Genomic DNA, 25,209 nt, shown 5'->3' on the forward strand with positions numbered 1-25,209 from the left:
AACAGTTAACAGTTACTTCGGACTTCTACCATTTTTTTAAAGATGTGCTATATAGATGAAGTCCTAGCCCCCCGATGCCTTGGGGGGGGTGAGATGTAACGCTACTTAATGAAATTGGTATTGCGCGCGCCAGGAAATTGTCAGCGAGGGAAATTAATGTTTCCTTGCACCATACAACGGGGAGGCTTTAAACCCATTTTTTCCGGTAAATCTTCAATCCAAAAATCGACGGAAACTCCCAACGCTCAAGAGTCGTTAAAACATATCTATAAAAAGACTGATTTATGGAAAAAAAAATTCATATCCTTTTGGTAGAAGATGACGAAGTAGATGTGATGAACGTCCAGCGAGCGTTCAAAAAAAATAACATCGTCAATCCGCTATACATGGCTGCCAACGGACTAGAAGCTCTAGCTATATTACGCCAAGAAGAAAAAATAGAACCTGTAATGCCTCAAACGCGCAGGTTGGTTTTGCTGGACTTGAATATGCCGAGAATGAACGGCATTGAGTTTTTACGAGAATTGCGGCAAGATCAAAATCTGAGATCGATTCCAGTGATCGTCCTCACAACTTCTAATGAAGATAGAGATAAAGTAGAAGCTTATAATTTGAATGTAGCTGGCTATATTCTTAAACCAGTCACTTTTTCTAATTTTGTAGAAGTTATGGGAACCCTCAACAGATACTGGATGCTGAGCGAAATTCCCTAGATTATGGAAAATTTAACAAAAAAGTTTCAAAGTGGCTTTTGTAATTTTTTAGCGGTGCATTTATTCTATTAGTCTTTGTATGCCACAGCTTTTTCTGATTAATCTCTAATTCTCTTGTTATGGACAAGCTTATTAAAATTCTGATAGTTGATGACGATGAAGTCGATCGGATGAGGGTCAAACGTTCGCTAAAGTCTGCTGGGGTTTGGGCAGAAGTTACTGAAGCAGAAGATTGTGCCGAGGCCCTCGCCACACTCTCGATCAGCAAAAATTCTAGCACAGGGGCCGATCAACTCTCCACACAAAATCAATCCTCACATTTAAGGGACGTTGAGGAGACAGAAAATTCGCTGCTATTAAATCAAATATTTGAGTGCGACTTTGACTGTGTATTCCTAGACTACGGCTTACCCGACGGAGACGGACTTAGTTTGGTGAAAGATATACGGGAAGTTGGGATCAAAATCCCCTTAATTGTCCTCACAGGTCAAGGCGATGAACAAATTGCAGTGGAATTGATGAAGGCTGGAGCTTCTGATTATATCGTTAAAGGCAAGATGTCTCCAGATAGTTTGTCGCGCAGTTTGTTTAATGCACTTCGCGTTTACCGCGCCGAATATAAGGCGCTTCTGACGAGTCAAAAACTCAAGGAAAGTGAAGAACGCTACAGGTTAGTTGTAGAGGGGGTAAATGACGGAATTTGGGATTGGGATTTAAGTAAAAATGATGTTTATTGGAACGATCGCCTTTTGGAAATGATCGGGTTGTCGCGCTATCAATTTGGCAGCACGATGGATGCTCTATACAGCCGCCTGCATCCAGAGGACAAGGACGGCATCGTTCGGGCGATCGGGAATCACTTAGAACAAGGAATTGACTACAATGTAGAATTCCGACTGCTGCATTCATCCGGTGCTTACCGCTACTGCACTTCTCAGGGAAAAGCTCAGCGGAATTCGCAAGGAAAAGCACTGCGGATGGCCGGCATAATTAGCGACATTACCGAGCGCAAACAAGCCGAAGATGCTCTAGAAAGAGAAATGCAGCAATTGAAACAAATTATTGCTTGCGTGCCGGTAGCAATGGCGATGTTCGATACTCAAATGCGCTATTTAGCTAACTCTCACAAATGGCTGACTCAATTTAATTTGGAGTGGCAGTCTCTGACTAATCTCAGTCATTACGAAGTGTTTCCAGATACGCCAAATCGCTGGAAAGTAATGTATGAAGAAGTGCTCAAAGGCGAGATAGTTTCTGTGAGCGAAGATGCTTGGGAACGAGCAGACGGCTCTGTTTTGTTTTTGCGCTGGGCTGCTCACCCTTGGTACAATCCCGACGGCAGAGTGGCGGGAATGGTGATGGTAGCGGACAAGATTAATGAATTGGTGGAAGCGCGGGAAACTGCCCTAGAAGCAAGCCGGGTGAAATCGCAATTTTTGGCGAACATGAGTCACGAAATTCGCACTCCGATGAATGGGGTTTTGGGGATGGCTCAATTGCTGTTGCGGGCTCCTCTGGAACCGAAACCCCGCGAGTGCGCTCAGACTATTTACCGCAGTGCTGAACATTTGCTGAGCGTGATTAATGACATCCTAGATTTTTCTAAGATTGAAGCTGGAGAAATGCGGCTGGAAAAAGCTGATTTTGATTTGGATAGCTGCATTGAATCTGTGATAGAAATGGTAGCGCCTTTGGCAGATGAAAAAGATATTGAATTAAATATTTTAGTTGATAGTTCGGTGCCGAAAAAGTTGGTGGGCGACTCGGGCAGGCTGAAGCAAATTTTGATAAATTTGACTGTAAATGCCATAAAATTTACCGATCGCGGTCAAGTTTTTATTCACGTTACTGTCAAGCGGGGCAAACAACTGGTAGAGGGCAAAGAAGATATTAAATTGCTATTTTCAGTCCGGGATACTGGGATTGGAATTTCGCCGGAAGGGCAGACAAAGCTGTTCCAATCTTTTTCTCAGGTAGACGATTCTCCTACTAGACCTTACGGCGGTACGGGTTTGGGTTTGGCGATTTGCAAGCAGTTAGTGGATATGATGGAAGGCGACATTGGAGTTCGCAGTTTGCTAGATAGCGGTTCGACTTTTTGGTTTGCTGTACCTTTGGAAAAACAGTTGCAAGTTCAGCCTCAATCGCCCGAACTAGCAGGTAAGAAGCTGTTAGTAGTATCTGGAAGCGCTTTGAGGAGGGCGGCGGTACGATCGCTCGCTCAAAGTTGGGGTGCTCGCTGCGATGAAGCAGAAACTGCTGCTGATGCTTTGACTTGGTTGCAAAATGCTCGGGGCGGGATTTCTGAGGATTCGGGGGAAGGGGAAAAATGCTGCGATGCGGTGCTTGTGGATTTGCAAATGCCGGATTTGGATGCGGAGGAATTTGGTTTGAAAGTGCGATCGCTCTCAACAGTTGACTCGTTAATCGCCATGACTGCTTTGCGGGAACAGGCGAAAGCGGAAGCCCTTTGCAGTGTGGGTTTTAGCGGCTATTTGATCGAGCCGGTGCGGCCTTCCCGCTTGCTTGAGGCTTTGCTGGCCCCCGTTAAGGAAAGGGGAGAGTTTGACAGCTTGGAGGCTGCTAATAGTCGCAATTTTCCAGCAGCTAATTCTCAATACGTTACTTCCAATTCGCCCTCATCGCTGAAAATTTTGCTGGCGGAAGACCACCCGATCAATCAACAAGTTATAGTCGAACAGTTGGCAGCTTTAGGCTATCGTGCTGACTGCGCCGCCAACGGTCAAGAAGCGCTGGATTTGCTGGCAGAAAATAGCTACGATCTAGTATTGATGGACTGTCAAATGCCGGTACTTGACGGTTACGCAACTGTGCGAAAGTTGAGGGAACGAGAAAAGGGCGATCGGCATACTTTTGTGCTTGCTTTAACAGCTCACGCTATGCCGGGGGAACGAGAAAAGTGTCTGGCGGCGGGGATGGATGATTATCTCAGCAAACCTGTAGATTTAGATGCTTTGGCGGCGGCACTGAACAACTATGAAGCCCAAAACGCTCATTTTAAAAACAAGTATGGAGTTGAAAGTATTAATTTGGCAGAACCGGAGATATCGGTAACATATTATACAGAAACCTCCCAAAAAGTAGAGGTGGCCGCTGTGCCGGCACCAAGGGCGATCGCGCTTCAAACTTGGGAACACGGAGACTGTGACGGACTGTTCGACAAAAGCAGATTGGAGCAACTCCGACGAGTTAATATTAAATTGCCCGATCGCCTTTTGCAAGCATTTGTAGGAAACGCGCAAGCTGATGTGGCTGCTGCCAAAATAGCCGTAGAAGCTAAAGATTGGCCAACTGTGGAATATCAAGCACACCGTCTCAAAGGAACTGCTGCAAATGTGGGAGTTGCCCTGATGTCGGATTTAGCCGCACAATTAGAGAATTATGCCCGAAGCTTTCAATCTGAACCCGCAGCGGCTCAATTATCAACTATTGAGGTAGTTCAAAAAATATTAGTGAGTTTGTCTAGTCATTTAGCGCGGGTTCGAGAATTTGTAGAAACTCGAATATTTGGTTAATAATATGTTAGTCTATCATCCATAGTCGAACGTAGTAGTAATTGAAATCGCGCCTACAAAAACAAAGTCCACTCCTAGCAGACTAATATCGTTTCCGGTTCATCGGAATAATAAAATCGAGTCAACAGTTAACAGTCAACAGTCAACAGTCAACAGTCAACAATCACCTGACGGTACAACCGGAATTGATATAACAAATAAATCCTTTCTTTCTTCACTCTGTGTCCTCTGCGTTCTCTGCGGTTAATTAAAAAAATAAATTAATTTAGCTATGACCTACGATATCAGTAACAACCCTATTTTAGATACCAAACCCTTAGAAAATGATCGAGAACTGCTAACACCTTTAATAGCTTTTGCTCAACAAATTTTGTTGCACGAACTAGAAGCAGAACCTCTGGAATTGCATTACCAGTCTCTAGCCGATGGCGGGGGAGTTGCGGTAAATTGTATTGTGGAAAAAGTAGCTCGCTGCTGTCGGGAAAGCAAAATTGGCAAAAAATTACCGACAGCTTTTTACATTCACGTTTCTGCCTTGTCAGCGCTCAATCCTGTCCTCGCAATTTACGAAAATTGTGCGAGACAAAATCTCGAAAACATTGATGAAGCAACTTTAGTTAAATTTTCACTCCAGCAACCTAAAATATCTTATCTTTTTTACCCCGATTTCGACACAGACGCTCACCCTGCTTTGCAAACCAGCATCCAAATTAATCTCGAAACAGGCGAAGTTAAATGTTTCGATTACAGCAACAGCGAAAATCCCCCGGTTTTGCACCGCAAGGAAACTTTTGTAACTGCGGATTATCCCAATTACGAAAAGTTTGCTCGACTGACTCGCAGCGAGGAAGGATGGGGACTGCTTGACAATACTAGCGTTATCGGTACTCGCGAGGGTTGGCTGAAATACTTGGGATATTGCGGTGTAGAAATTCAAGATCATACTGTTGTTGAACGTTTGAAACAGCAGAATAGCGATCTTTCAATTCCTAAAATTGAACGCCACAAAGCTGCGATGGTACGAAACTCTGTTTCTAAGCCGGTGCGTTTGGTTTTGGAATCGGATTTGTTTGTGGATGGGATGACTTTTTTTGATTACGGTTGCGGCTATGGCGGCGATGTTAAATATATTGCGGGAGAGGGTTATGTGGCTGCGGGTTGGGACCCGTATTATCAGCCGGAAACTCCGCGAATTCATGCTGATATTGTGAATGTTGGTTATGTAATTAATGTGATTGAGTCTTTGGGGGAAAGGCGAGAAGCTTTGCTGAATGCTTGGGATTTAACTAAGAATTTATTGGTTGTGGCGGCTCAGGTTTTGATTGATGATGGGGATCGCGGTCAAATTGCTTATGGGGATGGGGTGATTACTTCTCGCAATACTTTTCAGAAGTATTACGAACAGCAAGAGTTGAAGGTTTATATTGACCAAGTTTTGAATGTTGATGCGATTCCTGTGGCTTTGGGGATTTATTTTGTGTTTCGGGATGCGACGGCGGGTGAGGGTTTTCGGGCTTCTCGGTTTCGATCGCGCTTATCGACTCCCAGAGTGCGATCGCAAGTCAAGCGATTTGAGGATTATGCGGAAATACTGGCTCCTTTGATGGCTTTTGTGAGCGATCGGGGGCGTCTTCCGGTGAAAGACGAATTAGCGGAAGAATCGCCAATCAAGCAGGAATTCCACAGTTTTAACCGCGCTTGGAGGGTGATTTTGCAAGCAACGGATGCGGATGATTGGGAGAAAATCGCCGACAAGCGCCGCCAGGATTTGCTAGTATATCTCGCTCTCAACCGTTTGGGCGATTCTCTACAGGATGGCGACGCGGTGCGTCCTTCGATGCGCCGGCTTCCGGCTCAAATCCGCAATGACATTAAGGGTTTGTTTGACAGTTATCAAAAAGCTTGCACTTTGGCAGATTTAATGCTATATAGTTTGGGCAAAGCTGATATTGTGGCGGATTGTTGCGAGGATAGCGCGATCGGCTACAAACAACCCGGTTCCCTTTCAGTTCACGTCTCATGTTTAGAAGAACTTGACCCTTTGCTGCGACTTTACGAAGGCTGCGCCAACCGCACAATTGGCAGGCTTGACGGTGCTACAATTATCAAATTTCACACTCGAAAACCGCAGATATCCTATTTATTTTATCCCGATTTTGATACTAACCCGCATCCAGCCCTCCACAGGTCTATGCACATACATTTGCGCGATCTTTCTGTCAGCTACGAAGACTATTCAGATGCGTACAATCCGCCAATTTTAGTTAAAAAAGAAGCTTTTGTTAATCCGAATTATCCGCATTACGAAAAGTTCGCGAAACTCACCCGCCAAGAGGCAAAGTTAGGGATTTTTGATGGTTCCGTCGTTAAGAAATATCGGGAATGGGTGAAGTGTTTGGAGGACAATTGCGTGAGAATTAAGGGGCATAAGTTGTTTTGGCGATCGGATGCTGACCCGGAAAAGTTGAAAATGTTGAAAACAAATGCGTCGGAACGCCAGCAGAAAAAAATTGAGGTTAATGCGGGAAAGAGTGAAGGAACTGCAGAGGACACAGAGAGCACAGAGGATGGGAAAGAAGAGGGAGGGGAAGTTATATCTTTAAGATAGGACGGTGTTCTAAGGTCATTGGTAGGACGAGAACAGGTGACAAGTATTTTCTTCCTGGTAGTATGTACAGATGTGCATACTATAATTGAGATGGCTTACCAATGGAATCCAGAGAAAGCAGCAGCCAATCTTCGCAAATATGGTATCGACTTTGCTGATGCAGTATCGGTTTTCTCAGATGCTCTGGCAATTACAATTCCAGATGAGCGTTTTGATGAAGAACGATTCGTCACGATTGGCATGGATGGCTTTGCCAGAGTTTTGGTTGTTATTTACACATTGCGGGGTGATGAAATTCGACTTATTTCTGCCCGCAAAGCGACTAGGCAAGAGCGACAGCAGTACGAGGAGGAATAGTCATGGAAACAGAGTATGATTTTAGTCAGGGTAAGCGAGGGGCGATCGATCCAACATTACCTGAGAAAACTAGGATCGCAATCTGGTTAGATGATGAGGTTTTAGCGTGGTTTCGCGAACAAGTTCATTTAGCAGATGGAGGGAACTACCAAACCTTGATTAATGAAGCGTTGCGTCAATATATCCAGCAGAGTTCTGAGCCTTTGGAACAAACTTTGCGAAGAGTTGTACGAGAAGAACTTCAGCGGATTGAAAAGTGAAGTGCTTACAGATAGCTAATACGACACGGTATCTCATTACGAAATTCACTGTCTGATGAACGCAGACGCTATGAACAATACCTCAAAAACCGACTGGGCTAGAATCGACGCAATGAGCGATGAAGATATCGATACTTCCGATAGTCCACCACTATCGGAGGAGTTCTTTACTAGAGCGCAATTACGAATGCCTCAGTCGGCTATTACTATGCCAGTTCAAGTCGATCCTGAAACATTTGCTTGGTTTCAGGCACAAGGAGAAACTGCACAACAGCAAATGTCTGTAGCACTTAGGATTTATGCAGATGCACACAAAACCTATCCTGCATTCGTAGCAAAGCCAGCATAACGCTCGGCAGTACGATGAGGAAAGTTATGGAAACAGAGTATGATTTTAGTCAGGGTAAGCGAGGGCGATCGATCCAACATTACCTGGGAAAACTCGGCTCGCAATCTCGTTAGATGATGAGGTTTTAGCGTGATTTCGCGAGCAAGTTCATTTAGCAGATGGAGGAAACTACCAAACCTTAATTAATGAAGCGTTGCGTCAATATATTCAGCAAAGCTGTGAGCCTTTGGAAGAAACTCTGCGAAGAGTTGTACGAGAGGAACTTGAGCGTATTGAAAAGTGAAGTGCAAATGACCGCGCAACGAACTGTTTCAATACCTTCCCAATTCTTGCCTACAGTCAGGGCAGGATGTTGCGGAAGTATCGCGAAAATGAACTGCACTTAAACCAACAGGCTTCGGAGGTTTTCTCATGGAAATAATTTGGGAAAGAATTGATAATTGGCTCGCAGCCAATGCACCTCAAGTGCTGAAAAGTCTCAGGCCCGGCGCTACTGATGAGGAGATTTATCGAGCAGAAGCATTCTTGGGTGTAGAGTTTCCCGAAGATTTCAAGCTGTCTTACTGCGTGCATAACGGTCAGGATGAAGAATCTTATTCCCTATTCCCCCAATTGGAGTTCCTCTCTATCCAAAGCGCGATCGAAATATGTGAAAAATGGCAGAATTGTTCTGACGATAATTTTAGGTGCGATCGTGAAAACATTTTTGAAGGAATCTGGAACGGTTGGTGGAACCGGAATTGGATTCCATTCACAAACGAAAGCAATGGTGCTTGCGAATGCGTAGATTTAGCCCCAGCAGCAGGCGGAAATGTTGGACAAGTCATTATTGTTGAGTGGCAGGAGGCTACTAGAGGGCTTATTGCACCTAATTTTCGAGTTTATCTGGAAACCTTTGCAAATGCACTAGAACGAGGAGAATATCGGTTCTCTGAGAATGGTTATGGGTTGGTGGATCTAGTTGACTTTGAAATACTGGATCTCGCAGTTGGTAATGGTTAATATCGCCCATAGACTGCACCCAGCGCCTGAGCCGTTTGCTAAAGTGCTCGATACCTGTCTAGCAATCGTCTAACTCAAAAAACGTATTGACATTGTAAATACATTTTACCTATACTAGGGAGCATGAATGTATACTTCGTGCTCAATGGCATTACCTTTGTATGGGACGAGGGAAAAGCGCGGATAAATCCCACAAATCATGATGGGGTTACTTTTCAACAAGCTGCTGAATCCTTCTTTGACCCATTTCTAGTTGTCGTTGATGCCAGCCGCAATGAGGAAGCGCGTGATGCTGTGATTGGACTAGATAGTCGGTGGAATCTACTTTATGTGGTTCACATTGAGCGTGAAGAAAATGTCATTCGGATTATTTCAGCACGTAAAGCAACTCGTCAGGAGAGGGCAGAGTATGAAGGTTGAAGCATTAAAGCAGCGATTAAACCGCAACCGTCCAATGACTAGCGTAACAATCCGTATGCCCGAAGATGTTGTGGAAGATTTAAAAAAAGTTGCACCATTGTTGGGTTTTTCGGGTTATCAGCCATTAATTCGTGCTTATATCGGTCAAGGTTTGCGCGTTGATTTAGAACGATTTGAGAGCGAGACAGTGACAGCCTTAGTAGCAAGTTTGAAGCGTCGAGGTGTCAGCGATGCAGTGATTGATGAGGCATTAAAGGAAGTCGTTGATGCTAAATCATGTTAATTGTATCTAGCAGTAACGGAGGACACGGCAATGCCGTTTCCCTACATCAAAATAATCGCAGCACGGGCAAAAACTCCCAGCCACAATAATCGCGAGAGATGTAACTACCGCCGATTAATTGTAGGGACACGGCAATGCCGTGTCCTTACCCGCAGCATCAAGCAAACTTAATCTTCAAATAATCATCCTCCATCTTCGCCCCGGAAGGTTGCAGCGCGGCTAAAGCTTGTGGCAAAACCATATTGCGACGGTGATTCCCAATCCGAACATTCAACTCATCTCCCGTTTTCGTCAACTGAATTTGATCCTTAGCAATTCCCGGCAAATACAGTTCGAGAACATATTGATTGTTGTCCTGCACAATTCTAATCGTATTTTCTGTGTAATAAACCTTGCTTGGGTCTTCATCTGCATAAAGCGTTTCTTTCAAGCGTTCCAAAGCCGGCAAACCGCACATTTCCTCGGAATAAAGCGGCACTTCTTTTACAGGTAGCGGCCGAAAATTTTCGTGAATTTCCTGCTTGTACTGCTGCTGGTTCTCTTTCCAACGCTTAAAAAATGGATCGGTTACTTCTTCAGGAATAATCCGGTTGGCGACAATTAAATCTGTGGCAACATTGTACAAACTCAAATAGGCGTGAGCCCGCAAAGATTCTTTGATTACCATTTTTTCAGGATTAGTAATTAGCCTGACCGAAGTTACAGTATTGTCAGTTAAAATCTTTTCCAAAGCTTCAATTTGTTCGTAAAATTCGTAAGGTGCATCCATCACCTCTTTGTCGGGCAAAGAAAAGCCCGCAAGTGGTCTAAAAAACGGTTCAACTAAAGGTCTGAGGGCGGCTGATATGCCTTGCAATGGTTTGTAAAATTTTCTCATGTACCAGCCGCCAACTTCCGGCAAACTTAACAATCGCAAAGCTGTACCTGTGGGGGCGGAATCGATAATTAAAACATCATATATGCCCTCGTCGTAATGGCGTTTCATCCGCACCAAACCAAAGATTTCGTCCATTCCCGGCAAAATGGCTAATTCTTCAGCTTGCACGCCCTCAAGTCCCTGCGCTTTCAAAACTTCAGTAATGTAGCGTTTGACTGCTCCCCAATTGCCTTCTAATTCCCTGAGAGCGTCCAATTCTGCTCCCCACAAATTGGGTTTGACCAGTCGAGCGTCGTGTCCGAGTTCCATGTCGAAGCTGTCGGCTAGGGAGTGGGCGGGATCTGTGCTCAGCACTAGGGTTTTGTATCCCAATTCGGCGCATCGCAAGCCCGTAGCAGCGGCTACGGAGGTTTTGCCGACGCCGCCTTTTCCGGTCATTAATATTAAGCGCATTGATTGTTTAGCTCGCCTGAAAGTTCTTTACTTATATATTGTAACGGGATGTAACGGAGATTAATTTAGTGGGGTAATTAATTTGGTCGATCGCCCGCCGAACATAGCAAATTGTCTGCAATGCACGAAATCGGTGCGATGTCAATAGCAATAAAATTTAGATGGTGTCCGATCGATTGACCGATCGCGCGTCAGGTTCGTAGTGCGGACTTCAGTCCGCACTACCAATAGATGCGATCGTTGTCAATCGATCGCGAACTCATCGCATTTTTTGATCGTACTTTTCATGTAAAGCGTGCGATCGATTGGAATTATGATGACCGTTTGAGGCTTCTTGCAGCGAATTTTTAAACCAGATGGAGCGCTGGGGGAATGGCATAGAAATTTTCTCTTCATCAAATACCTGCTTCAATCGCCGGCGAAACTCGCGTCCGACTTCCCACTGTTTCAGCGGTTGAGTTTGAATCAAGAGGCGAATCGTAATGCTATTGTGACCAAACGCATCAACGCCCAGTACCTTGGGAGGTTCTAATATTAATTCTTGCCACTCAGAATCCAAACTCATTTGAGTCGCTGCTTTTTCAATTACGGCGATCGCACGGTCAAGATCGGTATCATAAGCAACCTCAATACCTAGATTCACACGAGACCAACTGCTCGTATGGTTTTTGACCATCGTAATACTGCCATTTGGAATAGTAATTAGATCGCCATCTTGGTTCCGTAATTGAGTTACCCGCAGGTTCATTTTTTCCACCGCTCCACTTTCATTGTTAGCAGTGATTACATCACCCACGCCATACTGATCCTCCAAGAGAACAAAAAGTCCGTTAATCATGTCTTTGACAAGACTTTGAGAGCCAAACGAAATCGCCACCCCAAAAATGCTGACACTTGCCAAAAGCGGCACGATATTAACACCTAAAATTGACAAAGCAGTCAATCCGCCAGCAGCAATACAACAGAAAGCGCTAGCTCCCTTCATCACGCCGGAAAAGGTTTGTAGCCGCTGAATCGTTCGGACTGATGCACTGTCGGGAAGGAATCGCCCCTGACTGAGAGCTGCTACAAAATGGTCAATTACAACGAAGCTGATGCGAAGTATTAGGTAAGTTGCAGCCCCAATTAAGATTAAGTTGAGTAAGCTAACGCTCAAACCCTTCAGCAATAGTGATTGCAGCCATCGAGTCTGCGGAAACAGGCTCAAACAAAATGAAATTCCGCCTCCCCACACGCCAAGCTGTCCCAGTTGCAATAACCGCGTTCGCACTTCGTACCAAAATTTTAGCCGCTGCTTCCGAGCAATTTTTTGTTGCTGTTTGGAAGCATTCGCTGCAGCTTCATCTTGCTCCTGCTCAGACAAATCTTCTACTTGCTCTTGGGAAGCATTGAGTTGTTCGATCTGTGTTAAGACTGCTCCATAACGGGCTTTGATATAGCGCTGTCTGAGGCGCATTCCCAGACTGAGCAAAAGCATAGATAGGATGACTCCGCCCGCTCGCAATGCCTGCTTTGCTAAAAACTCTGGCTGATGCTCCCGTTGAGACGCAAGCAGTGCATTCTTAATAATTTGAGTCAAGTTTTGAGCGTGAGTGATTAGCTCGACTCCGTACAGGCGAGCATCGTCAGTGGTAACGGTCATCAAATAGTTTCCATTAACAGCAATAATGGGAAGTTGACTCGTTTTGTCTACTCTGTAATCGACTTCTAATTGCCCAGGTTTAAAGTTGGTATTGGCAATTTCTTGAAGCTGATTTGTAACGGTTTTTACTCTTTGCTGAATGGGTGAAAGAGAAATTGCTTCTTGCTGCTTGGTGTTGAGCGCAGGAGCTGTCAAAGCAAATATCTGACGACCATCTAAATGAACATCACCGACAACAAAGTTAGTGCTATCGTTGGCGGAATAGATATTAAATAATCGCTGGGGTTCTGGAGATGAGGGTTGTCCGATCGCCACTGGCATTCTCGGCGCGCCCAAGAGGAAGATGAATGCACCAATTGCCAAAGCAATTTTGCGCCACAGGTAATTAGTTCGACGAGAATTAAGATTTATCCAGTTTAAGCAAGACATTTTTCTACACATTGCATATTTGTATCAAGGTCTCACCTAGGTTTGATTGCTACAGAATGCAGTTGACGGCGCAATCTGCGCTGCCATTAAGCCAAGGATGATGGCGCAACAGGGTGGCCTTTAGGTTGGATCGCTCAATGCCAGAGGAATTGAGCCAATATGGTGGTGAGGCCTGACTCGATCGACTAAAGGGTTGAGTTCGATCGGCGGTTTCGCCACCAAAGTTGTCATTATAACGCTGCAGCCAGGACTGTTTGACCAGATGAGAAATTGAGGCGCTTTCACAGTCGTGGCTGGCAAATTCTGCGATCGCCCGATCGGCAATCATCTATCGCTTTTAATCGGGCAAATTACCAAAGGTTTGAGCTGCTGCATAGCAAGCAAAGGTAACGCAGCAAGCGACAGTCACTTTTTAGTTACGACGGGAAATACAAGCTGTTTGAGCACATCCAACCGCGAACAGTTCCAGTAATCAATGTGGGAAACGATTAAACCGTCGCTGTTGATTTTCAGTTCGCTCCTACCGCCGATCGCCATTTTTGGTTTCCAAGGTAGCGGTGCGATCCAACTCAGAGTCCAGCGAGTTTCTATGGCATCTCCCGACTGAGAAATATCGTGCAAGTCGAGTTGAATTTGTTGAAAAAAAGTGCCCATAAACCCGAGCATTTTTTGGTAGCGATCGACTCCTGTAAATCGATTTAGAGGGTCTTCAAAATAAACATCTTTAGCATAAATGCTGTAAGTCTGATTTTCGGGAAATCTACGGTAGTCCTCGGTGATAACTTGAATAATATCCATTACGATTAGCGATTTGCCTAAAATGATTATAATATAGTTTATACCTGCTAGAGAAAAGGCGGACAATTTATGATCGACCTCTACACTTTTACCACGCCCAACGGACGCAAAGTCTCGATTATGCTCGAAGAAATAGGTTTACCCTACAACACGCACGTCATCGACATCAGAAAAAACGACCAATTTAGCCCAGAGTTCATCGCCATCAATCCTAACAGCAAAATTCCGGCAATAGTCGATCGCGATAACGGCATCACCGTCTTCGAGTCCGGCGCCATCCTGATCTATCTTGCCGAAAAAGTAGGGAAATTTCTGCCCACCGAAAAAGAAAAATACTTTCAAGTTATGGAGTGGCTGATGTTTCAAATGGCCAGTGTCGGGCCAATGTTCGGTCAGCTAAACCACTTCAAACGCTTTGCACCCGAACAAATTCCCTATGCAATTCAACGCTACGAAACAGAAACATTGCGACTCTACGGAGTATTAGACACTCAACTAGCAAAATCTGAATACATCTGCGGCGAATATTCAATTGCCGATATGGCTATTTATCCCTGGGTTGCTATTTACGAATTTCAAGGATTAACCCTCGACAACCACCCCCACCTCAAACGCTGGGTAGAAACCTTGCAGAAGCGCCCAGCAGTTGAGCGCGGCATGGCTGTGCCAGCGGTGTAAAGATAAAAATATTTAACCGCAGACAGACAAATATCTCACCAATGCGATCGGCGTTTGTCCGCGTTCACCTGCGGTTAAAAAATCTTTAAAACCTAATCAGCGAAATGCTTAATAATCGCCTCCGCAAACTCAGAACACTTAAGTTCCGGCACAGGAGGCTCCATCAACCTTGCCAAATCGTAGGTAACTTCACCGTTAGAAATGGCCGCACCCAAACCTTTTTTAATTAAATCAGCGGCTTCCTGCCATCCCATATATTCTAACATCATTACCCCCGACAAAATCAGGGAACCGGGATTGACTTTATCCAAACCGGCGTGTTTCGGTGCAGTGCCGTGAGTCGCCTCAAAAACTGCACATTCATCGCCAATATTAGCACCAGGCCCCATCCCCAATCCCCCGACAATGGCGGCAGCCGCATCGGATAAGTAATCGCCGTTTAAATTCATGGTTGCTAAAATCGAATATTCGCCTGGCCTGGTTTGAATTTGCTGAAAAATACTATCAGCAATTCTGTCATTAACCATGATTTTTTCTTGCCACTTACCGTTACCGTGACTGTCCCAAATTGCAAACAGAACGTCGGCAACTTCTTGGCGGATTTTAGCTTGTTTTTCGGGAGTCAAGGCATCGTATCCCGGATCGATTTGGCGAGCATTGTCTTCTAAGCTAATCTCGGGATTGCGTTCTTTGTTGCCCAGAATCCAAGATTCTCTTTCTGTCACGCATTGGTTCCGAAATTCGGTGGTTGCTAGTTCGTAACCCCAATCTCGGAAAGCTCCTTCGGTGTATTTCATGATGTTGCCTTTGTGCACCAAGGTTACTTGTTGCTTGTCTTTTGGCAACCGCAAAGCGTGGGTCATAGCCCGTCGCACTAAACGCTGGGAACCGCTTTTGCTAATTGGTTTAATTCCGATTCCCGAATCGAGGCGAATTTGTTTTTTGCCGTGTTCTGGTGTTGCTGGAATTAACTCATTATTGAGGTATTCAATCAACTTTTTGCCGATTTCGCTGCCTTTTGCCCATTCAATTCCGAGGTAAATATCTTCTGTATTTTCCCGGTAAATAATTACATCTAGGAGTTCGGGAGTTTTGTGCAGCGATGGGGTTCCATCGTAATATTTGCATGGCCGCACGCAGGCGTAGAGGTCAAAGATTTGCCGCAATGCTACGTTTAACGATCGAATTCCGCCACCGATTGGGGTTGTCAGCGGGCCTTTGATAGCGACTCCGTATTCTTTGATGGCGTCTAGGGAATCTTGGGGCAAATATTGGTATGTACCGTAGACATCGCAGGCTTCGTCGCCTACGTAAATCTTGAACCAGTTAATTTTTCGCTGGCCACCGTAAGCCTGTTCTACTGCGGCATCCATGACTTTCTGTGATGCTGGCCACAAGTCAACGCCCGTACCGTCGCCGCGTATGAAGGGAATAATTGGGTCGTTGGGGACGATCGGCAAACCGTCTTTGAATGTAATTTTAGAACCAGTTGTCGGGGCTACAATTTTTTCGTACATATCTTAACAGTGCGGATACCAATGTTCTCTATTTTGCCATGATTATACCAGAAGGAAGAAGGAAGAAGGAAGAAGCAAGAAGGAAGAAGCAAGAAGGAAGAAGCAAGAAGGAAGAAGGAAGAAGCAAGAAGGAAGAAGGAAGAAGGAAGGAAGGAAGAAGGAAGAAGGAAGAAGCGATGGCTGTCACAAGCTGGCGATGCCAATTTCCCACTAAATTTAATAAAGTAGCAAAAATAGCAGAAGTTTCTCTCAAGTATGCCCATCTATCTTTCAGCGTTACTTTTCGGGACATCGTTGAAGCAAGTCACAACGGTGATTTTTTTTGACCGCTGATTAACGCTGATTATTTTGAAGATTTATGGGTTTATTTGCGATATTTTTCCTTCTGCATATTCTTCTTAACAACCCACAAAATAAAGCCAATGACAATAGTCACAGCAACTATTTTAGAAACCGGGGCCAGATATTCATCTACAAGGTCGTAATTTGCACCCAATTTATATCCGGCAAAAGTCAGGAAGCTTACCCACAAAATTGTGCCGCCTGTTGAATAAAGCAAAAATGGGATTAAAGACATATTGTTGATGCCAGCCGGTAGCGAAATCAGGGTACGAACTCCCGGTACTAGGCGACACAAAAATACGGCTTTGTTGCCGTGTCTGTTAAACCATCTATTTGCTTTGTCAATATCGGCACCGGATACTGCGATCCACTTTCCGTATTTGTCGGCTAAATTACTCAAGCGTTCTTCGCTCAATAATTTACCTGCATAGTACCAGGGAAGTGCTCCTAAAACAGTGCCTATCGTCCCTGCTGCGATCGCCGATGACAACTGCATATCGCCTTTGGATGCTGTGAATCCTGCCAGGGGCATAATCAATTCTGAGGGTATGGGCGGGAAAAGGTTTTCCAAAAACATCAATAGGCCTATTCCCAGATAGCCCATCGACTGCATTGTGTTAGTTATCCATTCAACCATTTTGATTTAATAATTTGGTAAGAAGAAGTCATGAGTTTGTTGACTGTTGACTGTTGACTGTTGACCGTTGACTGTTGACTGTTGTCAGGGGCGGTGTCCCCGTGCGGGCCCTCTTAGTTGTCAGTTGTCATGGCTCGTTCCCTGGTTCTACCAGGGAACGAGAATACTATGATTAAGTTCCCGAAGTCCAAGAGTTGGTGTACTCAATTTGCTCGGCTGTCAAGGTATCAATGTGAATTCCCATTGCTTCCAATTTGAGACGCGCAATTTCCTTGTCAACATCAACAGGAATTGAATGAATTCCTGCTTCTAACTTGCCTTGGTTTTTGACTAGATATTCAGTGGCTAAAGCTTGGTTAGCAAAGCTCATATCCATTACGGCGCTGGGGTGTCCTTCGGCTGCTGCCAAGTTGATCAAACGGCCTTCGCCCAAGACAATAACCGACTTGCCATTGTTGAGGCGGTATTCTTGGGTGAAAGAGCGAACTGTTTTCACGTCGGTGCTTTTTGCGCCGAGGGATTTGAGGTCGATTTCAATGTCAAAGTGACCGGAATTGCAAACCATTGCGCCGTCTTTCATGGTGTCGAAATGTTCGGCACGGATGACGTGTTTGTTGCCGGTAACGGTGATGAAGATATCGCCGACTTGTGCTGCTTCGTCCATTGGCATGACGCGGAAACCGTCCATCACTGCTTCGATCGCCCGAATCGGATCGATTTCGGTAACAATTACGTTAGCGCCCATGCCGCGGGCGCGCAGTGCCGTGCCTTTGCCGCACCAGCCGTAACCTGCAACCACAATATTTTTGCCGGCCAACAAAATGTTGGTAGCGCGGATAATGCCATCTAGGGTAGATTGACCGGTGCCGTAGCGGTTGTCGAAGAAGTGCTTGGTGTCTGCGTCGTTGACGTTCATGGCGGGGAAAGTCAGCACGCCGTCTTTCAACATGGCCCGCAGGCGCACGATGCCGGTGGTGGTTTCTTCGGTGGTTCCGATCAAGTCGGCAATTTGGTTCGGGCGGTGCTGGATCAGGGCTGCTACTACGTCGCTACCGTCGTCGATGATGATGTTGGGGCGGTGGTCGAGGGCTGTGTTAACGTGCCGTTCGTAGGTAGCCGCGTCTTCTCCTCTGAGGGCGAAGACGGAAATGCCGTAGTCTTCAACTAAGCAAGCGGCTACGTCATCTTGGGTGCTTAAGGGGTTGCTAGCGATGAGTACAGCGTCTGCGCCGCCCATTTTCAGGGCGATCGCCAAATGGGCTGTTTCTGTGGTTACGTGGCAGCAAGCTGAAATACGGATGCCTGCGAAGGGCTTTTCTTTAGCGAAGCGTTCTTGAATTTGCCGCAAAACTGGCATTTCCCGGCCGGCCCACTCGATGCGTTGCTTCCCCAAGGGGGCGAGGGACAAGTCTTTTACTTCGTGTTTAATCTTGACGGATGTAGCTACCATGTATGTTATTTTCCAGAAATCATCAAACTCTGTTAGTTTTAGCAGATTTACCTATCTGCGGGCAAGTGCTAGGATTTTATTCGATCGCCCTGCACGCTGCTAATCTTAAATTTTGATTGTATTCGATCGACCAATTTGCGATCGTAGCCGGGGTTCACCAGCACAGCAGAGTCAGTCAATTTTAGATTAAAAAATTGAATAATCAGAGATTTACTCCACAGATGGATCTCGGATATTTAAATGTGGCAGACAATTTCGGTCTCGGGCGGAGTCAATCTTTTTTGTCAGCGCGGCGTTCTTGGACTATATGAATAATTGAAGGCACAAAAGAAAGTACAATTATTCCGCAAACAATCGGCAGTAAATATTCATCAACTCTCTCAGGAGGAATCATCTTTCCCAAATAGAAACCCATCAGCGTTAACCCCACCGTCCACAAAAACCCACCGATCAGGTTATAAAACATAAAAGTTTTGTATTTCATTGCCGCCACTCCCGCCACTATGGGGGCAAATGTGCGGACAATTGGCGTAAATCTCGCCAGTACAACTGCTTTTTGACCGTGTTTTTCGTAAAAATTTTCGGTTTTTTCTAAATATTCTTTTTTAAACAGCCACGAATCTTCCTTATTAAATAAGCGGCGACCCCAACGGTGTCCGGTTGCATAGCCAACATTATCGCCAGCCACAGCGCAGACAAAACACCCAAAAATTAGAGTCCAAATATTCAGAGAGTTGGGCCCGGACGCTACAATTCCAGCAGCAAACAACAAGCTGTCTCCCGGCAGAAAAAAACCGAACAGCAATCCAGATTCGGCGAACACAATACCCCAAATTCCCAAATAACCGAAGGTTTTAATCAGTTGCTGCAAATCAAAATTCATTTTTTTGTTTTTCCGGGGAATTAACTAATATCATGTCCGCTCGATTATATAAACAGTAGATAATGGATTCTTTCGATATAGTTATCGGCTATTGCACCCTCCCGAAGCACCGGTGCGCCGGACAAAAACTAGGGCGGCGGTGGCGATTCAAGCGTCGTGAGGTATGCCCACGGAGCCCTATGCCGGATAGTACCTTATTTTTCGCTTGAAAGGCTATATCGTACACCATTCTCAATAAACTTATAAAAACCGTGTTTCTGAACGAGATATATAGGCTTTGATGCTATATCTTCGGTCAGAAACACGGTTTTTGCCACAGGTGCAATATCTCAGTTCGATCGAACACTTGAGGACGAGTCAGTTTTGAATTTTGAATTTTGAGTTGGGAGAGTGGGAGATTGGGAGAGTGGAAAAAACCCTCTTTTTTCCGACTTCACGCTTGACGACTTCCATTTCTATTCTTCATTCAAGCAAAAGGCGAGCCGATTTCCCATCAGCGCGCCTGCCGGTTATATGATTGCTTGTTAAACGGAATGTAGTCGATCGCCCCCGTTGAAACACAATTAGGAAGCTGCTTTGCTAGCGCGACGGCGGCGTGCTGCAATTAATCCGCCCAAGCCTAGAGCCAAACCAGTCATTGTCATGGGTTCGGGAACTGCTTCTGCTGTCACGGTGAAGTCTTGGAAGTCTTTGTCGTTACCGTTACCGGCATCGTCAAAGGAGATTGTTGTGCCAAAGCCTTTGTTAAACAGAGAACTTACTCCGTTTGTGTTTTCTTTGGCCGCTCCGAATTTGTTCGTTTTTTCTAGGTTGAGGTCGCCAAAAAGTGACGACCCGCCAAACACGGCTTGCTGCTTCTTGCCGTTCAAGGAAGAGGTTGAGTAGACAGTGCCCGCGCTATAGCCATTGTAGAGGCTGCTGAGTCCCAAAGTGTAAACTTTATTTGCCAGGAATTGAAACGTTACGGGGCCTGAAGCGACTGTATTGCCGGAGGTTCCTTTCCATTCGTTAGAGTCACCGTTGTCTGAGGATTTAGTTTCCGAGAACAGCGTGCTGACTAGAGATGCCACCGACTTGTTTACTTCGTAGATTCCCAAAGAGGAGGTATACGCACCGTGAGACTCTAGGAAGTTAAATTCGACCGTTTGATCTTTGTCGAAGCTGATTCCGCTGGTGCCAAAGGAGAAGGCATGAGCTGGAGCTGCTGCGCCCAACATAGCTGTGACGGCTGCGGTAGCTGTTAAGGCGGATAAAATTTTGGTATTCATAAAAAAAGCTCGGTAAGTGGGAAACTCAGAGACTTCAGTTCTGAGAGGAAAACGGCTCGGCGATTTCAATCGCCTTGAATCCCCTTTCGGGGTCGGAGAGGGAATTTAATTAACCTCTCCGATGAGGTATGGTTGCCTCAAACTCCCATTTCTGGGGTAAAGTTAGCTTCGCCAATGTTATAAAGGCTTGTTAGACTTGCAGCACTGTCTCAGTGACTTTAAGACTGTTTAACTGCAAATGACAGAGCAGGGAACTAGCGTCGCATTCGCCCGGTGTCGTGACCCAAATAACGTAGTCAGTTAAGACTTAGGCTGGTCAGAATAGCTTGTAAGACACTTGTCTTGCAAGCTCAGTGTCTTTAGACCTGAGTTCCTGACAATCTGATTCCTTTTGCCTTGTGCGACTACTTCAATATATTTATTATGCAACACTTTTTGGTCTTTGTGGCACTTGAGGTGAATTTTGACAGACTCTTTATGAAGGCTTTACACATCCTTTACAAATGCTGTCTGTCCCATTGGCATTCTGGGGGATCGCTCCTTAAAAGCACACAAAATAATTATAACTATTGTGGCTTGAAACCTTGCTGTAGCAGGCAGGGAGGCGTGGCACTGCCAATTTTATTTGGATATGGTTTATGCTGATTTTTTATTTTAGTCACCGTCCGGGCGATCGACAACTAACACTTACGTATAAACACGGGGAGACGCGCGCCAACGGAGAGTTGAAAAAGCTTGGTATTAACCAGAAACTGGGAATCTTTGTTGTTTTGGGACTTGTGTAGGGGAGTGCAAGTAGTCGATCTATCGGGCAAATTACGTACAAGCTGCGATCGCCCTAGTTTACTTATTTTGGTTCAATTTAAGGGTTTCGGGGCCGTGAGAAAGCCCAAAGATGCGATCGAGAGGAGATGAATGCAGCTTTAAGCGGTCAAAAAGCGAATTCCCTCTCAACAAATATTATATGTAGAAAGTCTGGGGAAGGCCTAATTGCGATCGACCGCATCAAAACAAACCGCTGTAGCGTTCCTCGGCCCAAGGTTCGCCCCTGCGGTGGTAGCCGTTGCGTTCCCAAAACCCGAGTTGTTCGGCTTCTGTAAACTCTAGGCCGTTAATCCATTTCGCGCTTTTCCAGGCGTAGAGGTGGGGGACTACCAGCCGCATCGGGCCGCCGTGGTCTGGGGACAGGGGTTCGCCGGAGACGGTGTGGGCGAAAAAGTTTTCTTCTCGGATCAAGTCGGCGATCGCAATGTTGGTGGTGTAGTCGCCGTAGCAGTGTTCGAGGACGTACATAGCCGATCGATCGACTTCTACATAGTTCATAAAATCTGTGACTTTGACTCCCGTCCACTGCACGTCGAGTTTTGACCACCGGGTGACGCAGTGAAAATCGGCAGTAAAGTTGCTTTGGGGCATGGCCTGGAAGTCTGACCAAGTGAAGGTTTTTGGTTTTACCAATCCCCAAACTTTAAATTCCCAACTCTCAATGCTGACGGAGGGTGTATCCCCGTAAGTCAGCACGGGAAAGCCGTTGGCGAGGTATTGGCCCGGAGGGACGCGATCGCTGTTTTCTGGTTCTGGCTTGCGAAAAAATTTGCCTTGCATTGATTGACGCTCTACAGTAACTGACTGCAATCCTCAGTATATAGCGGTTATCCAAAAAGTGAGGAGAGCCTCATGCCCTATTCCCTATGCCGTTCGCGTACCTCATCTTTCTGAGAAAGGCTATAACTTGCAAATCAGGGCCCATCGCAATTCATCTCAAGGTAGAAAGCTTTCATCACTTATTCACACTAAAAAATCCGCATATTTTACCTGATTCCCACTTAAATCTGCCTTTAGATATATTTTTGGCTAAAAATTAAAAAAAATCTTGCTTCTGCTTATTAATTCTTTAACCTTAAATCTTATCGCAATTAATGGTGCCTTGCCGAATTTTTGATGTATCGTTACAATAAGCTCAGATTTCAAATATCAAAAATAGATGAGGTAAAAATCATGCTCGTAAGTTGCTTGATTCCGTTGACTGTCTGCTTGATTGCTTGGTGGGTGACTGCCGGGACTGACAACAGAACGCTAGACGGGATTCCGGCTCCGCTAGCTGCAATTGTTGGAGTGTGTTCGTTAATTTGGTTGGTGGCGGTGTGTCCTTGGCCTATTAAACTCGCTTTAGTTGTGGCGGTGCTGATTGTGGCTAGAGCTTACCTGCAAAATATTTTGAATGCAGGCTGAATTTTTAGGGCGATGGCTTTTAGATTTGCCGAAGCTGTATTGTCTGGTGCTGCTACTTGGTTGAAATTTTCACTATATTTTTACAGGGTCGCAACGAAAGAAACAACCCCAAGATTGGTGAAATTCAATTTAGATATTTCGCTTAAAAATTAGAAGATAAAGCTTGTGGTTCGAGCGGACACAATATAACGTGCGCCACAAGCATCCTACTACATATTGAGCGAGTCAAATGGCGAGCTGTTAAATTGGTAAGCGATTGATATCTTTATTAGAACCAATTACTACCATCACCTCGCCCTGGCTCAAGCGTTGGTTCGGCTGCGGATTGATCTCGAACTTGTCGATGCGACCGACTGCTAGCAAGTTCAAACCATACCTGCGCCGGAGCTCCAAATCCGAAATTGTTTTACCGTCAAACTTTTCAGGAACGAGTAACTCAACTATGCTGTGATCTGGGTCGAGGTCAAAGCGTTCTAAAATGCTGGGTTTTGTAAGAATTCGGGCCAAAGAGTAGCCCATTTCTCGTTCTGGAAAAACCACATGATCTGCGCCGACTTTTTTCAAAATTTTCAAGTGAGTTTCCGAGGAAGCTTTGGCTATTACGTGATTTACCCCGCCTTCCTTAAGATTTAGGGTGGTGGTAATGCTTTCTGCTAAGTAATTGCCGATCGCCACAATCACCGTTTCAAATTCAAATATACCCGCTCCCCTAAGAGCGCTAGGCTCAGTAGAATCTAACTGCACAACGTGAGCAGCTATACGATCGTTCAAAGCTTGAGTTACTTTTTTTTCGTCGGTGTCAACCCCGAGGACTTCGTAACCCGAGTCATGCAGGGTCGAACACACAGCTTTGCCGAAGCGTCCCAAACCAATAACTGCAAACTGCTTGTTTTCGGCGCGCAAACCGCTAAAAAAATTCAAAGATGACAGGTTCACTCAATATCCAGCGCTGAAAGTCTTGCTTTTTCAATTGTAGCAATGACAGCGCCGCCTCCTTTTGATTTTTGACTAAATAGTAAAAGTTGATTTGGGTTGTCACCCATTGTTTAGATTATCAGCAATAAGGCAGAATTTTTTATCCAACTAACAAACTTTCCTCAACATATTTAAAAGCTCTGGGTTTGGGGTCGCCGATAGCGGCACTCATCAGCAGCAGCACCCCAACCCGACCTATGTACATTGTAGCAATCAAAACCAACTTGCCTAGCACTGAAATCTTAGCTGTAATCCCTGCGGAAAGACCTACAGTGGCAAAAGCTGACACGGCTTCAAGCAAAACTTTGATAAAGTCTAGTTCGGGATTGGTTAGCTGAATTAAAATTGCAGATGTGAAGGTGACTAATAGGGAACCGAAGACTACGCTAATGGTTTTCAAAATCATTGCTGGCGGGATTTGACGCTGATAGCACTGCACATCTTCCTGGCCTTCGAGAACTGCTGCGGTACAGCTAAACAAGATCCTAAAAGTTGTGGTTTTGATGCCGCCGCCGGTGCTGCCGGGACTGGCACCGATAAACATTAGGGCGATCGTCATAAATAGCGCTGCGTCGCTCATTTGGCCGATGTCAATTGTATTAAATCCCGCAGTGCGGGAAGTAACAGATTGAAACCAAGCTGCCATGACTTTTTGAAAAATGTTGAGAGGGCCTAAAGTTGCTTGGTTGTTGTATTCCAGCACCAAAAAGATGAGCGTTCCTAAAAATAAAAGGACAACAGTTGTACTGGTGACAACTTTGAAGTTTAGGGAAAAAACTGTGCATACCGGGCTTTTGTTGAAGCGAGCGCGCAGCCACAGGTACATTTCCATAATTACTTGATAGCCGATTCCTCCAAATACGATCAAACTGCCGATTGTCAAGTTAAGCATAGGCGAACTGACGTAGCGGGTAAAACTATCTGAGTTGAGGCTAAAGCCGGCGTTGTTAAAGGCATTAACGCTGTGAAATACGGCAGCCCACAGACCTTCTTTGAATCCGTATTCTGGGACAAAAACGGACATTAGCAAAAATATTCCAGTTAATTCAAAGAAAACGGTTGTTGCTAGAATTGACTGCACGAGTTGCACTACGCCGGCTAGCCCGGATTTGTCAAGAGATTGTTGCAGGGCAATTTTGTCTTTTAAGCCAAAGCGGCGGCCTAATAACAGCAGCAAGAAAGTGGTGGCTGTCATGTAGCCCAAGCCTCCTATTTGCACGAGCAAAAGTAGGCACAGTTGCCCCCAAAAAGAGTAATATTTTCCGACATCCACAACCGACAAGCCTGTGACGCAAACAGCGGAAGTCGAGGTGAAGAGTGCTGTGATGGGATTGTTCCAAGTTCCATCGATTGTGGAAAAGGGCATCATCAGTAGTAGAGCACCTGCGACGATGACGGCGAGAAAGCCCAAGCAAATGGTTCGCGAGACAGTCATTCGATTTTAGATTTGAGATTTTAGATTTTAGATTTTAGATTTGAGAGGGAACCGACAAATCGATT

The 25,209-nt window shown here is 45.3% G+C and carries 24 protein-coding genes; 12 read left to right on the forward strand and 12 right to left on the reverse strand.

The annotated features are described in order from the left end of the window. Positions 1–284 precede the first annotated feature (284 nt). From QUB13_RS10975 to QUB13_RS11015, 9 genes are all read left to right on the forward strand, one after another. Positions 285–713 carry a response regulator gene (locus QUB13_RS10975; protein WP_194008343.1) on the forward strand — a complete coding sequence of 143 codons (429 nt, stop codon included), beginning with the start codon at positions 285–287 and terminating at the stop codon, positions 711–713. A 119-nt stretch (positions 714–832) separates the two neighbouring features. After that, positions 833–4,249 carry a response regulator gene (locus QUB13_RS10980; protein WP_333380566.1) on the forward strand — a complete coding sequence of 1,139 codons (3,417 nt, stop codon included), beginning with the start codon at positions 833–835 and terminating at the stop codon, positions 4,247–4,249. A 271-nt stretch (positions 4,250–4,520) separates the two neighbouring features. Further along, positions 4,521–6,857, forward strand: a complete 2,337-nt coding sequence (locus tag QUB13_RS10985) for a DNA phosphorothioation-associated putative methyltransferase (protein WP_333380567.1) — start codon at positions 4,521–4,523, stop codon at positions 6,855–6,857. Between the two features lie 90 nt (positions 6,858–6,947). Further along, positions 6,948–7,214 (forward strand): BrnT family toxin, encoded by a 267-nt coding sequence (locus QUB13_RS10990; protein WP_333092719.1) that lies wholly within the window; start codon positions 6,948–6,950, stop codon positions 7,212–7,214. A gap of 2 nt (positions 7,215–7,216) precedes the next feature. Next, positions 7,217–7,474, forward strand: a complete 258-nt coding sequence (locus QUB13_RS10995) for a BrnA antitoxin family protein (protein ID WP_333380570.1) — start codon at positions 7,217–7,219, stop codon at positions 7,472–7,474. Positions 7,475–7,529: 55 nt separating this feature from the next. After that, complete coding sequence (locus QUB13_RS11000; RefSeq protein ID WP_333380572.1) at positions 7,530–7,823, forward strand: BrnA antitoxin family protein; 294 nt, start codon at positions 7,530–7,532, stop codon at positions 7,821–7,823. Positions 7,824–8,234: 411 nt separating this feature from the next. Next, complete coding sequence (locus QUB13_RS11005) at positions 8,235–8,825, forward strand: SMI1/KNR4 family protein (RefSeq protein ID WP_333380574.1); 591 nt, start codon at positions 8,235–8,237, stop codon at positions 8,823–8,825. Positions 8,826–8,948: 123 nt separating this feature from the next. Next, positions 8,949–9,245, forward strand: coding sequence for a BrnT family toxin (locus tag QUB13_RS11010; protein ID WP_333380576.1), 297 nt, complete (start codon positions 8,949–8,951; stop codon positions 9,243–9,245). After that, complete coding sequence (locus QUB13_RS11015; RefSeq protein WP_333380578.1) at positions 9,235–9,528, forward strand: hypothetical protein; 294 nt, start codon at positions 9,235–9,237, stop codon at positions 9,526–9,528. Before QUB13_RS11010 ends, QUB13_RS11015 begins: the two co-directional genes overlap by 11 nt. Before the next feature lie 157 nt (positions 9,529–9,685). On the opposite strand, the gene QUB13_RS11020 is transcribed toward QUB13_RS11015, so the two are convergent. The 4 genes from QUB13_RS11020 to QUB13_RS11035 all read right to left on the reverse strand — a co-directional run bounded on the left by QUB13_RS11020 (position 9,686) and on the right by QUB13_RS11035 (position 13,727). Beyond that, positions 9,686–10,858: a TRC40/GET3/ArsA family transport-energizing ATPase gene (locus tag QUB13_RS11020; protein ID WP_333380580.1), complete on the reverse strand. Its 1,173-nt coding sequence runs from the start codon at positions 10,856–10,858 to the stop codon at positions 9,686–9,688. 259 nt (positions 10,859–11,117) lie between these two features. Further along, positions 11,118–12,929 (reverse strand): mechanosensitive ion channel family protein, encoded by a 1,812-nt coding sequence (locus QUB13_RS11025; protein WP_333380582.1) that lies wholly within the window; start codon positions 12,927–12,929, stop codon positions 11,118–11,120. 49 nt (positions 12,930–12,978) lie between these two features. Continuing rightward, positions 12,979–13,257, reverse strand: a complete 279-nt coding sequence (locus QUB13_RS11030) for a hypothetical protein (protein ID WP_333380584.1) — start codon at positions 13,255–13,257, stop codon at positions 12,979–12,981. Between the two features lie 77 nt (positions 13,258–13,334). Beyond that, positions 13,335–13,727: a DUF2358 domain-containing protein gene (locus QUB13_RS11035; protein ID WP_333380586.1), complete on the reverse strand. Its 393-nt coding sequence runs from the start codon at positions 13,725–13,727 to the stop codon at positions 13,335–13,337. A gap of 69 nt (positions 13,728–13,796) precedes the next feature. Between QUB13_RS11035 and QUB13_RS11040 the strand changes: the two genes are divergently transcribed. Further along, the gene (locus tag QUB13_RS11040; protein WP_333380588.1) at positions 13,797–14,405 is read left to right on the forward strand and encodes a glutathione S-transferase N-terminal domain-containing protein; all 609 of its coding nucleotides are present in this window, start codon (positions 13,797–13,799) and stop codon (positions 14,403–14,405) included. A 92-nt stretch (positions 14,406–14,497) separates the two neighbouring features. Here the strand turns inward: QUB13_RS11040 and QUB13_RS11045 are convergent, their stop codons facing one another. Then, entirely contained in the window at positions 14,498–15,922 is a 1,425-nt protein-coding gene (locus tag QUB13_RS11045; protein ID WP_333380590.1) for an NADP-dependent isocitrate dehydrogenase, read from the reverse strand. 38 nt (positions 15,923–15,960) lie between these two features. Here QUB13_RS11045 and QUB13_RS11050 point away from each other — a divergent pair, with 38 nt between their 5' ends. Next, the gene (locus tag QUB13_RS11050; RefSeq protein WP_333380592.1) at positions 15,961–16,248 is read left to right on the forward strand and encodes a hypothetical protein; all 288 of its coding nucleotides are present in this window, start codon (positions 15,961–15,963) and stop codon (positions 16,246–16,248) included. 38 nt (positions 16,249–16,286) lie between these two features. Here QUB13_RS11050 and QUB13_RS11055 read toward each other — a convergent pair whose 3' ends face one another. From QUB13_RS11055 to QUB13_RS11075, 5 genes are all read right to left on the reverse strand, one after another. Then, positions 16,287–16,901 carry a DedA family protein gene (locus QUB13_RS11055; protein ID WP_333380594.1) on the reverse strand — a complete coding sequence of 205 codons (615 nt, stop codon included), beginning with the start codon at positions 16,899–16,901 and terminating at the stop codon, positions 16,287–16,289. A gap of 172 nt (positions 16,902–17,073) precedes the next feature. Next, positions 17,074–18,351 (reverse strand): adenosylhomocysteinase, encoded by a 1,278-nt coding sequence (gene ahcY, locus QUB13_RS11060; protein WP_333380596.1) that lies wholly within the window; start codon positions 18,349–18,351, stop codon positions 17,074–17,076. Between the two features lie 271 nt (positions 18,352–18,622). After that, a complete protein-coding gene (locus QUB13_RS11065; protein ID WP_194008327.1) occupies positions 18,623–19,234 on the reverse strand; it encodes a DedA family protein in 612 nt (203 codons plus the stop codon). A gap of 563 nt (positions 19,235–19,797) precedes the next feature. Next, entirely contained in the window at positions 19,798–20,502 is a 705-nt protein-coding gene (locus QUB13_RS11070; protein ID WP_333380599.1) for a PEP-CTERM sorting domain-containing protein, read from the reverse strand. A gap of 1,005 nt (positions 20,503–21,507) precedes the next feature. Continuing rightward, positions 21,508–22,107 carry a sulfite oxidase-like oxidoreductase gene (locus tag QUB13_RS11075; protein ID WP_333380709.1) on the reverse strand — a complete coding sequence of 200 codons (600 nt, stop codon included), beginning with the start codon at positions 22,105–22,107 and terminating at the stop codon, positions 21,508–21,510. 393 nt (positions 22,108–22,500) lie between these two features. On the opposite strand from QUB13_RS11075, the gene QUB13_RS11080 reads away from it, so the two are divergent. After that, positions 22,501–22,734: a hypothetical protein gene (locus QUB13_RS11080; protein ID WP_194065881.1), complete on the forward strand. Its 234-nt coding sequence runs from the start codon at positions 22,501–22,503 to the stop codon at positions 22,732–22,734. A gap of 240 nt (positions 22,735–22,974) precedes the next feature. Here the strand turns inward: QUB13_RS11080 and QUB13_RS11085 are convergent, their stop codons facing one another. Further along, positions 22,975–23,670, reverse strand: a complete 696-nt coding sequence (locus QUB13_RS11085; protein WP_333380601.1) for a potassium channel family protein — start codon at positions 23,668–23,670, stop codon at positions 22,975–22,977. A 139-nt stretch (positions 23,671–23,809) separates the two neighbouring features. Then, positions 23,810–25,144, reverse strand: a complete 1,335-nt coding sequence (locus QUB13_RS11090) for a TrkH family potassium uptake protein (protein ID WP_333380603.1) — start codon at positions 25,142–25,144, stop codon at positions 23,810–23,812. Positions 25,145–25,209: the final 65 nt, after the last annotated feature.

This window comes from Microcoleus sp. B4-D4, assembly GCF_036705185.1.
GTDB lineage: Bacteria > Cyanobacteriota > Cyanobacteriia > Cyanobacteriales > Microcoleaceae > Microcoleus.